Origin of the sequence: Alistipes sp. DJF_B185 (assembly GCF_964250025.1) — a bacterium.
GTDB lineage: Bacteria > Bacteroidota > Bacteroidia > Bacteroidales > Rikenellaceae > Alistipes > Alistipes finegoldii.
Map to the genome: position 1 here is coordinate 1 of NZ_CAXUDY010000023.1, position 11,428 is coordinate 11,428.

At 45.4% G+C, this 11,428-nt stretch carries 11 protein-coding genes and 1 pseudogene; 11 read left to right on the forward strand and 1 reads right to left on the reverse strand.

The genetic code is table 11. The features are described from left to right. The first annotated feature begins 213 nt into the window (after positions 1 to 213). From ACESTR_RS15190 to ACESTR_RS15240, 11 genes are all read left to right on the forward strand, one after another. Entirely contained in the window at positions 214 to 1,872 is a 1,659-nt protein-coding gene (locus ACESTR_RS15190; protein ID WP_373179398.1) for a tetratricopeptide repeat protein, read from the forward strand. A gap of 373 nt (positions 1,873 to 2,245) precedes the next feature. Further along, entirely contained in the window at positions 2,246 to 2,515 is a 270-nt protein-coding gene (locus tag ACESTR_RS15195; protein WP_254886434.1) for a DUF3244 domain-containing protein, read from the forward strand. Positions 2,516 to 2,545: 30 nt separating this feature from the next. Continuing rightward, positions 2,546 to 3,583: a hypothetical protein gene (locus tag ACESTR_RS15200; RefSeq protein WP_244076646.1), complete on the forward strand. Its 1,038-nt coding sequence runs from the start codon at positions 2,546 to 2,548 to the stop codon at positions 3,581 to 3,583. Positions 3,584 to 3,650: 67 nt separating this feature from the next. After that, positions 3,651 to 4,109, forward strand: coding sequence for a hypothetical protein (locus tag ACESTR_RS15205; RefSeq protein ID WP_178846866.1), 459 nt, complete (start codon positions 3,651 to 3,653; stop codon positions 4,107 to 4,109). Positions 4,110 to 4,112: 3 nt separating this feature from the next. Then, positions 4,113 to 4,982, forward strand: a complete 870-nt coding sequence (locus ACESTR_RS15210) for a DUF4249 domain-containing protein (protein WP_178846863.1) — start codon at positions 4,113 to 4,115, stop codon at positions 4,980 to 4,982. Next, entirely contained in the window at positions 4,979 to 6,976 is a 1,998-nt protein-coding gene (locus tag ACESTR_RS15215) for a TonB-dependent receptor plug domain-containing protein (protein WP_373179399.1), read from the forward strand. Before ACESTR_RS15210 ends, ACESTR_RS15215 begins: the two co-directional genes overlap by 4 nt. A 135-nt stretch (positions 6,977 to 7,111) precedes the next feature. Then, complete coding sequence (locus ACESTR_RS15220) at positions 7,112 to 7,720, forward strand: tail fiber domain-containing protein (RefSeq protein ID WP_009598107.1); 609 nt, start codon at positions 7,112 to 7,114, stop codon at positions 7,718 to 7,720. A 40-nt stretch (positions 7,721 to 7,760) separates the two neighbouring features. Further along, positions 7,761 to 9,578, forward strand: a complete 1,818-nt coding sequence (locus tag ACESTR_RS15225) for a hypothetical protein (RefSeq protein WP_039940371.1) — start codon at positions 7,761 to 7,763, stop codon at positions 9,576 to 9,578. 66 nt (positions 9,579 to 9,644) lie between these two features. Further along, positions 9,645 to 10,106, forward strand: coding sequence for a hypothetical protein (locus ACESTR_RS15230; protein WP_009598106.1), 462 nt, complete (start codon positions 9,645 to 9,647; stop codon positions 10,104 to 10,106). Between the two features lie 44 nt (positions 10,107 to 10,150). Then, on the forward strand, positions 10,151 to 10,609 hold the full coding sequence (locus tag ACESTR_RS15235; protein WP_081488119.1) for a hypothetical protein: 459 nt from the start codon (positions 10,151 to 10,153) through the stop codon (positions 10,607 to 10,609). Between the two features lie 12 nt (positions 10,610 to 10,621). Then, positions 10,622 to 11,083, forward strand: a complete 462-nt coding sequence (locus ACESTR_RS15240) for a hypothetical protein (RefSeq protein WP_042493819.1) — start codon at positions 10,622 to 10,624, stop codon at positions 11,081 to 11,083. A 28-nt stretch (positions 11,084 to 11,111) separates the two neighbouring features. On the opposite strand, the pseudogene ACESTR_RS15245 reads toward ACESTR_RS15240, so the two are convergent. Beyond that, positions 11,112 to 11,428, reverse strand: a pseudogene (locus ACESTR_RS15245) (hypothetical protein); the annotation flags it as partial.

The window sequence follows — 11,428 nt, forward strand, 5'->3', positions numbered from 1 at the left end:
AGAACTCGATTATCCCCTCTTGGAGGGACTATTTGATTAATATTAACTTCGTCCCAATTTTAACGGGACACTAATGATTTAAGATGAATAAAATATATCGATGATAAAATGGCAAGTCAATATATTATCAAATTTAAGAATTTTTCGATATAATTTTCTTTCAGAAATAGATGTCAAAAAATATATGTATTTTTATGATTAGATTTGACAATTATGAAATACTTATTATCTTTTTTAACGGGTTTTCTCCTATTCAGCTGTGGCAACAATAAGCAAGTCGAGCAAGAATTGTCTACTGCGACAAGATTGTTACGCATCGAACCGGACAGCTCGTTGCGCATCATCGAGAACATTGACCCCGACCGGATTCTGCGGCGCAGCACGCGGGCAAAATACGCTCTTTTGTATTCCGCGGCACTCGATAAAAATTATGTGGATGCCGATGATGATTCGCTGATACGCATTGCATACCGGTATTACGACAACCGGATTTGTTCGGATTCGGTGAAGTTTCTGATTAACTATCACTATGGGCGAATCTATCAAAACGGCGACGATTATCAGGAAGCCATGCGCTATTATCTGACTGCGGAAAAATACGCTCTCGCGGCGCATAAGAATTATTATCTGGGTTTGGTATACTCCCGCATCGGAGAGGTCTATTCCGAGCAGATGAATTTTAACGGAGCGCTGGAATATTATCGGAATGCTTATGGCGCTTGGGAAAAACTACGCAAGCCTGCGTTTATGAATAATGCGACACTTAATATCGCTAATGCCTATTCCAGTTTGGGCGATAACGACAATGCCGTGAAATACTATTCACAAGCTCTGCAAGCAGCCGTACAGCAGGAAGATAACGATATGGTTATTGCTTGTTTAAGCAATTTGGGGGATATTTATGTAAATGAGGGCGATTATCCCAAAGCCTTGAAAGCCGTAAAGGAAATTGAGCGGACCGCTCCAGATGGTCTTTCAATTTATCAATATAGAGTATTAGCCAAAGTATATTATCTGCAACACAAGATAGACAGCGCACGATATTATTTCAATATCGCTTCGGAGTTGGCGGAGGATATTCGGGACGATGCACAACTGGCATATCTATCTATTCAAATTGAATTGGCATCCGGAAATTCAGAGGAAGCAGCCAATTCGATCAACGAATATATCTGGTTGAGCGATTCCATATCCCGCATGGTGGTATCTCAATCAGCAACCGCCGCCGAGGGAAAATATTATAAAGAGCAAACTGCTTTTGCGAGTTACCGCCTGAAAGTACGAACTTACTTTGAATATATTGTCGCACTGCTGATCTGCACCGTCGCAATTTTCCTGATCTACTACTATCGGGAACGCATGAAACGAAAACAGCAGCAGGTTGAACGCTACATGCTGGCTGTTGACAGCATCCGGGCATCGAAAAACCGCATCCTCGAACATCTTGCCGTCAAGGAGGGACAGGAGGTGCAACTTAAAGAATTGGTGTTGTCCCGCTTCGAGTTCCTCGACCAACTCGGCCGGGCGTTCTATGAACGAAACAATACAAAAGCGCAGCAGGAGGTCATTTACAAACAGGTGAGGAACTTCTTTACGAACCTTGCATCCAATCCCGCGACCAAAAAAGAATTGGAGGAGATCGTAAACACGGTAAATGACAATATCATCGTGAAACTGCGGAAGCAGTTCCCGAAATTCAAACCTGCGGATATAGATTTGCTATGTTACATCTACGCCGGATTCTCGGCGCAAATCATCAGCGTTATAATCGGCGATTCGGTATCGAATGTCTACAACCGCAAATCGAGATTGAAAGCCCGAATTGCGGCATCGGATTCGGCCGAAAAGGACTTTTTTATTCAGAAAATGTAGTAACATACTGATTGTCAAATAAATTACCCCCCCCCCCGTTGAAAAACCCCAAAAAAATTAACATGTAATATTTTGTTTTTCAGGCAATTATCGCATACATTATAAAAACTGCGAGATTTTTGCAATTCTCGCGGTTTTTATTTTTCTGTATATCAATCATTTATTGACTTCGTGTGATAGATTTTATCGGCGCTGATTTTGCCGTCGGAAGAAGCCGAAAGCCTAACTTTGCTATTGTCTAACCCACATATCTTATCACATGAAAAAATTACTTTTATTACTTGTGCTGTGCTGCATCGGAGCCGGAATTTGCTTTGAAGCGTATGCAAATCGGAAACGGCCGAAAATCACGTCCGTTTATCTGGAAAAGAAAATGACGGTTAAAGGTCCGCGCAGCGTCATGCCGCCGATTAATGCGGTGCTTTCTCCGGATGGCAACACCATTACGCTCCACTCTCCGGAGAATTGCGACCGGGCATTCGTTACGATCTCCGGCAATGGAACCTATCTTACGGAAATGGTGAATTTCACCGACCAAACTGCGACGCTCGACGTGTCGGACCTCGACTGCGGGGTTTACCTGATTACCGTCGAATATGAAAACGGTACGATTTACACCGGACAGATCGAGTTTACCGAATAATTTCTTAGATTTACCTTTAAAATTATGATTATGAAACATATTTCTATCGTTTTACTGGCAGGTCTTGCGGCTGTCGCTTTTGCCTGCACGAAAGAAACGACCCCTGAACAGACAGCACCGGAACCGCAGGAAATGGGCGTCGGAGGTGGTGATATTGTCTGCATTGACGGCACACTGCATTTTTCATCAGGTGAAGTTTGCCTGAACACTTTGGAATCGCTTACTTCGGAAGAATCTCTGCACGCTTTCGAGAAAGCGCATAATTTCACCTCGTGGCGTTCGTTCACGGATAGTATGTTGGATGATATTATCGCCTGTGAAACTCCGGAGGAGTACCAAGCGGTTCTTGAAACCTGCGCAGGCTATCTTAAAATGGATAATGACCGCCTGATGCCTGTTATCACTTCTGTCGGTTATGCCAGCATTGCAGACATTAATGGTGTTTTTTATGTCGGTGATGTCAAACATACCGTGAACGCGGAATCCGTAACTATCGAGAGGACCGATGCAAAAACAAGGGCTGTTGAAGTTGAAGAAATAGGTTATGTTGCGCCTGTATTCGATGAAACCCAGACCAGAGGAGAGATTTCGCAGAAGTATACGGATCGCCGTCGTGAAACAAAAAAGTACAAAGTTTTCTCTCGCACCAACGTATTGCGTCACTCTGTTGTACAAGAGGTAAATGGACAGAAATACTATAACACCTCCTTTGCTATTCAGGTGCATGTTTCGGGACAAAAGAAGAAGACCCTGATAGGATGGAATACCTACAATGACCGCTTTTATATTGAGAATCTGCATTGGGATTTAACCATCGCCGGGAAACGAATTTCTTTCGAAACATACAGAAATAATTATTCGAAAACGGAATCCACAAAGAACCTGTATGCGACCATCGGTTTCGGAAACGGTCAATTCAACATGACCCCTACGGAAGTACCTATGCCGAGCGGATTCAACTGCATTGTACATAGGGCACGAAGCCGTGAGATGGGTAATTGCGGTGCTTTGACAGACATCAACTGCTGCATGCAATTAATTCAGTTGCCTGTGTCTGAGTGTATTTAACTATACTTCATCAAGGAAACAGAGATAGAAAGTCTCTGTTTCCTTTACTATTTTAACCCCTTTTGTTATGAAAAAACTTCTTTTCCTGCTTGCGTTTACCATCGGATTCATTTCTTGCAACGATGAAAAACATGTTTGGAGCTTCGAGGACATGTTTTATTTCCTGCATAACGATCCATCGCAGGAGGGCTGGGTTGAACCTGTTACGAAAATAACTGTCGGACCCGGTGCGCAGGTGGATTTATTGGTTACACGCAATGCTTTTGCAGCCAAAGCTCATCCCAAACAGACGGTAAAGGTCGTTGTCGAGGAGAATCTTTCCACGGCAAATCCCGGAGGTGATTTCATCCTCAGCGAGCAGGCTTTCAATTTCAAGAATAAGGATGCCCTGCAACTTCCTTTACGAGTAAATATCAGCGGCGGCACGTCCGGTAAAAAAATCGTGCTACGTCTTGATTACGGCTATTATGACGAATGCAGTCCGGAAAGCCGTAAGGGAGATAAGTTGATAATTAAGGTTAAATAAACCATGCTGCGCTGCATTTCGGTATTCTTTGTAGTTTTTATCTGCTGGGCCTGCGAGGTCGATTATTCGTTCGGCGAAAAGGATTTTAAGCCCCGCGTGGTTGTCAATGCGTTGATCTCGCCGCAGGAACCCTTTGCAGTACGCCTGCATTGGAGCCGCAGCTACTCGGCTCAAAGCGGGTTCACTCCCGTTGGGGAAGCCGAAATCCGCCTGTATGAAGATAATACCGAGGTTGTGCGCTGCCCGGCCGATCCGGAGGGTACGACCCAAACAACGTTCCGGGCTGCTGCCGGGCGCTCTTACCGTCTTGTTGTGTCGGTCCCCGGTTATGGCGAGTTGTCTGCCCGAACGACGATTCCCGAAGCGCCCGCAGCCCGCATATCGTTCGCGCACCAAAAGGGATGGTATCGGCATTTCGACATGACTGACCTTACTGCTGGCGTGGATGCCAAAGCTATCTGGCTCCGGGGTACGGAACGGGACAATAACGGAGAAAAAGATATATATGCGTTCTATACGACTTCCGTATTTGTCGATCAGGTGAACGGCGCGAACGACGCCTACGAATCCGACGAAAAAGGAAGTACCATAGATTTCGAATATTTTCTGCGTGTCGCCCGCGAAAATCTCGGCGCAGCATTCCCGCTCCGTTTCTCGGTTTTCGGAGCCGTTGAAAACAGGCACACATTTCAGATTATTGCGGCGTCCGATACCTACGACCGCTATATGCGCTCCCGGTATAAACATGAGCTGAATACGGGAGAAAGTGCGCAGGAAAATCCCTTTATCGAGCAGATCACGGTCTACTCGAACATCGACAACGGTATCGGCATCTTCGCCGGATATAACTATTACACGACGCCCGAATTATGAGGAAACTGCTCGCAGGCTGTCTGGCGCTTTGCATTCCCGCCTTACTTACGGCGCAAACTCCCGCCGACAGCATTTCACGCACCGAAACGATAGATTCGGTAGTCGTCACCGCCCGCAGGCCGTTGATGGTCTACAAGCAGACGGGCAATATCGCCGTGGACATCGAGCAGCTTAAATACGCCCCGCTGTTCGCGGGCGAAAAAGACATATTCAAATTCCTGCAACTGCTTCCGGGCGTCTCGGCCGGAAAGGACGGCATGTCGGGCTTGCTCGTGCGCGGCGGCAGCAACGACCAGACATTAATTCTTTACGACGACGTACCGATTTACAATCAGGCGCATGCCTACGGCATCCTCTCGATATTCAGCGGCGAGACGGTGCAATCGGCCGAGATGTCAAAAGGTTACATATCGCCCGCCTACGGCTCCCGACTTTCGGCCTTGACGCAGATTCGCACACGCGAGGGCGACCGACGGAATCACCGCCAGTCGCTCACGGTGGGAACCTTGTCGTTGGCCGGGACCCTCGACGGGCCTATCAAACGCGATAAGGGTTCCTACCTCATTTCAGCACGTTACTTCTTTCCCGAAGCGGTGCTTGCAATCGCCGATAACGCTGTCCGCTACGGCTTCTACGACGTGACGGGAAAACTGACTTACGACATTCACCGGAATCATACGCTTTCGCTCGGAATCTATTCCGGCGACGACCACATGAAGAACAAGGAAGATCACGCAGAAAACGGGTTCGGCTGGGGCAATACTACGGCATCCCTGCGGCTGGAATCGCGTTGGAATGATAATCTGCGCTCCTCGGTGGTGGCCTACTATACCTACCTGCAAAACCGTCAGGAAACAAAATTTAAAGACGACGGTTTCAGTAATTGGGGCAAAACGACTTTCAAAACCCACGAGTTCGGAGCACGCATGACGTTCGACCAACGGCTTTCGCATATCTGGATGCTGGAGTACGGAGCTGCGTTTTCGCACCAGCGGTTCGAACCGATGCACACGAAAAGCATCATCAACGGACAGCACAAGAACCGCGGCTATTCTTCCGAGCAGCTTGTTTCGGGGGCGCTGTTCCTGAACAACCGCTTTCAATGGGGAGGCTGGCGGGCCGACGTGGGTGTGCGGGGCGCGGTCTATGACAATTCGGAGCAGACAAAATATGCAGTAGAGCCGCGTGCGCAACTATCCTATGATTTTGGCCGCGACAATGCGGTCTGGCTTTCGGGGACGATAAATTCTCAGGCGCTTGTTCAATTCAACCGCTATTACTACTCGATGCCGATTGACTTCTGGACCCCGTTTCGGGACGGCAGGTTACAACACGCATGGCAGGTATCGCTCGGTGGCCGTGCGAAGCTGCACGAAAACCTGACCCTTTCGGTAGAGGGCTATTATAAACGAATGCGCAACCTGCCGCTGATCTACGACAGCGACGATTTCCTGCTGAGCAACGGCGGCTTCATTTACGGCACGGGACGAGCGTTCGGCATTGAAGCAATGCTCCAGTACCAGACCGAACGCCTGAGCCTGACGGCTTCCTATACCTATACCGATTCCCGCCGCCGCTCGGACGGCGTAACCTACCCGTTTGAATATGACGTGCCGCACGATTTCAATGCGTTCGTTAGCTACGACGTGGTGAAGCGGCCGGGCCGAAAACATACCTTTTCACTCAATGTTGCATGGCGCTCCGGGCTTCCGTATCGCCTGACGAACGAAAGCTATCCGGATACGGACGGTAATCCGATCATCGGCATCACGGCCTATCCCACGATGCGGATGCACAACTATTTCCGCGCCGATGTCAGCTACAACATGGAGCGCTGCAAGCGCAACGGCGTGCGCAACTGGCAGTTCTCGATCATCAACGCCACATGGCACAAGAACCCCGTGAGCATTTACCCTTACCGGGGCAGCTATAAAGCAACGGTGCTAATACCTATCATGCCGTCGGTTTCATATACCCGCACGTTCGGAAAATGATCGTGTCCACAATATTCAAAACGCCAATTTCCAAACCTCAAAATAACTTTTAACCCTTAAAATTTTGTCTTATGAAAAAAAACGATCTTCACCATTCTGTTTGTTCTTTCAGTTACGATTAACTGCTTGGCCCAAATGACCTACAAGGACGGCAAACTCACCGTAGGACGAGGTATGTATAAAACCTATACGACGAGCTGGGCGGGATGGGCGCACTATTGGGGGTCCACGGACCAAAACGGTATCAAAATGCACATTCATGCAGCCGATCCCCGTATGTCTACTACAACCAATAAACTTGTGTTTTTGGATAGCGACAGGTCCTTGTATATCGACCTTTATTGCCGCACGATGTATCAGACTTCGGATGAAAAACTGAAAACCAATATTCGCTCATTGAAAACGACACCCGTTTCCCGGTCTGCTTTTTCCATTAACATAGCTACTGCACAATCTAACCCGTCAACGAATATGGTGCTGAAATTGAATCCCGTGAAATATCATTGGAGGGATGAAAGCGAATACGAAAGATTCAATATTCGTCCAGTGCAAAGCGGTGTGGAGGAATACGGTTTTTTGGCGCAGGAATTAGAAGCTATCATTCCCGGAGCAGTCGCCATGACAGAAGAGGGTGACCGTCTTGTCAATTATTCCGCCCTTATCCCGATTCTGACGGGCGCCATTCAGGAGTTAACCGCGCGCGTCGCTGCATTGGAAAGTCAATTAAAAGCCGCCGGGAAATAGGAAATCATTGAATTTTGACGGAATTACATAAAACTGTTTTATGAAGAAAATATATTCGGTGATATTATTATTGGCAGTGATGCTGTCCTCTTGTACCAAAGACGAAACAGACATTATGACCGATGATAATTCCAACGCGCCGGCACTCGCAAAAACCCGTTCGGATGGAAGTGATATGGTAGAATATGAACTTTTACCGAATCCGTACACGGTTGATGTCATACAGGGAGTTTACGATTCGTATAATGTTTCTAAAACTATTGAACCGACGGATTTGTACGTCAGATTCTTACCGCAGGACAGTTTACAACTTATTGCCCTGAAAAACGATTATGACCTCGAACTGTTCGACTATCCGCTCAATATCGAACTTCCGGAAGATGCGGTTTATCAAGACCCGACTATTCCGGAGGGTAGTTTTACTTGGTTGTATACAACCGTAAAGCCAGACTTCGCATTTCCCAAAGAAATACCTTATGAGGTGATTGAAGAATGCTATATTCCGGCAGAAGATGAAACAATCTCACCCACTCGCGGGGGTATTATAAATGTGGAGGAAGCTGCTTTTTTAAGTCTTGGCTACCCCCTTGAAGAACAGGAACCGGAAACTCGCGGAAAACGCAGACCGGAGGGAACTATCAGAGTTTACGATGATTATGCAGGTACTTTTGTTCCGGTAAAAGGAGTTAAAATCAGATGCCATAGATTTATTAAATGGTCTACGACATTTACGGACGAAAGCGGCCATTATACAATGGACAGCAAATTCAGATTCGGACCGCATTACGCGATTGTTTTTGACAACAGGAAAGGTTTTGACATCTGGGGTAATTGGGGGCCGATTGCACGGGCCAATCTTAATATGGGTTGGCATAGTAACCGAGGACACTCACGCGATATAAATGCTGGAAGTTTTGCTTGGGATTGGGCGGCTGTTAATAATGCAACCTACGATTACTATAAAATGTGCGAAGAAACAGGAATTGCCAAACCGCCCCGTAATCTTAAAATTTGGGTTTTCAAACGCTGGACGACATCCTCGACACCTATGTTGCGCCGAATTGTACATCCTATTGGGTATAACGGTAATTCATCGTGGAAAAACTTTTTTATCAATATCGGTTACGGTACTCTTGCAACGGTGCTGAATCAAATGCTAAAAAAGGTTCTACCTGATATTACGATAGGAACAGGTGGACACTCTTACCGGAAGGTTTATGACGTTGTAAATCACGAGTTGTCCCACGCCAGTCATTTCAGTCAAGTAGGAAGTGCGCATTGGGCGAAGTATATCAGCTATATTATGACATACGGTTCTTATGGAAACGGGACGGGTAAGAATGCAGAACTTTGTGGAATTGGTGAAATGTGGGGTTACTCAATGGGACATATCCGGGCCTATGAAAAATACAATCCGTCAGGTCTTTTGGATGATTATCCGGATGTGCATACTTGGCTTAAACCTCATGTGTTTTGGGACCTGCAAAGGGATAAAGTATTAACTAAGAAGCAGATATATGATTGTTTGGTCGTTGGGGTCGATACCTATGACAGATTAGTCGCAAAAATGTACGAAAAATATCCCGAAAAGGCTGATGAGATCGAAAAGGCATTTACGGACAACGGGATTACCCCGAATGTCCCCAAACCTGATACCGGAGATTTGACGCATGATGCCTTTTATACCGACAAAACGGTTTCTTCGTCTTTCGTTTTTTCAGGGAATAATATTCTTACGCGGAATGTTACTGTAACGAATAGTGCGAAACTGACCTTTCGGGCCAACAAGTCTGTTACTATAAACTCTCCGTTTACAATTAATCAAGGCGCGCAGCTTGAAATAACTTGCGGTAATTAATATATTTAACAGGTTCAGGGACATTGTTCCCTGAACCTTTGTATCTTTACACGAAAACTATGGTCTATGAAAAAAATAATTTTTGCTGTTATCAGCCTTACTTTGTTCGTATCATGCAGAATATTTCATACTACCGAGCCGACCAATAGTGCACATTGGTACGTAAAAAATATGACTTGGAAACCAATTGTAATTAAGAAGCGTGATTTCAGGACGGAACGGCTATTGAATCCGGGAGATTCTATATCTGTTTTTCATAGATTACCTATGCAAAAATTGGGATTTCCCTCTTTTGATCTATTTTATGAATTATGGAACGTGAACGGGAATGGGGTGGAACAAAATCTGGATGTCCTGTCAGAAAATGGGCAATTACTTAAAACTTGGAAAATTTCGGATAAAAATGATCCGTCAGTAAGAATATTCCAAGAAACTTCATGGAGATTTTATCAAAAACCACAACTCCAACATGTATCTACTTGTGAGGTTGCATGGGTTTTTGACATTCTCCCCGCAGATATTGAGTAGTTCACAAATGCCATGAGTTTGTAATAAATTAAAATCAATCTATTTTGAAAAAAATATTCGTCCTATGTATAATCATTCTGGGTGGTGTCTCATGTGATCCACCTGAGCATTTAAAGACTCATTATACCTACTGGTATGTGAAAAACGCAACTAATGAGCCAATAAGTATAACAACTGTTCCCGGACATTTAATGTCGATATTAACAATTATTTCGGGTGATTCCGTCTGTTTTCATTCATTTTGTCCTCCGCAACATTGGGGTATTCCGTCTTTCAACGGCTTATATGACATTTGGAAAAAAACAGCGGTCCAAGATCAGCATACTGATATTCTTTCGAATGAAGGGAGCTTATTAAAGAGTTGGAATTATGCAGACCGAGACGCAGAGGAGCGGCAATTCTTCAATGAATCTTACTGGCGGTTATATATGAAAAAATATAGCCATAGCGACGAATTAAACTTTACATGGGTTTTCGATATTTACCCCACAGACATTAAGTAACTTACAAATGCCATGAAAAAGATTGCTTTCATATTTGCGATTACACTAATTAGCATATCATGCGACCCGAAGAAATGGGTGGCTACGCATGCAACTTCATGGTATGCAAAAAACAATACCGATCAGATTTTAATTATTACTACGTCACCGTTCATTGATACTGATGCTGTTGTCGATCCCGGAGATTCGGTATTAGTTCATAGCTTCAGTCCGTTTCAATATTTAGGAGAACCCACTTTTGACACATTTTACGATGCGTGGAACGGTAAGCCGGAACAAGAATGGTGTATAAGCATCTGTTCCAAAGATGGTCAATTACTGAAAATATGGAAATATATAGACCGGAACGCAGAGGGCAGACAATTCTTCAATGAATCTTATTGGCGGCTATATACGAAAAAATATAGTCATAGCGATCAATTAAACTTCTCGTGGGTTTTTAATATTCTCCCGGAGGACATTGCTCTTTTGTAGCTCCTCCGTTGATGACGCACACTTCACATTAGCAACAGGCCGGAATAAATGTTCCGGCCTGTTCATTTAGCGTGATATAGTCCGTTTTCGCCGTGGCTTTCGCTTGCGTGAAAGATTTCGGCGCATGGCTTCGAACTCCTCCTGTGACATGGGACCGTCCTCGGTGATCTGTCCCAGCAGGTCGTATTTGCAACCACTCCACAGTATGTTTCGCAAAGCTCAGAATCTCGATACTCAGAGCCTTTAATTCTCTTGTTCGCTGCTCCAACATAGCGATCTGATGCGGGATAGCGACGTTGGAAAAGTGCGAATTGACAGCCTTTACAATCTGATTATAGTTATTGC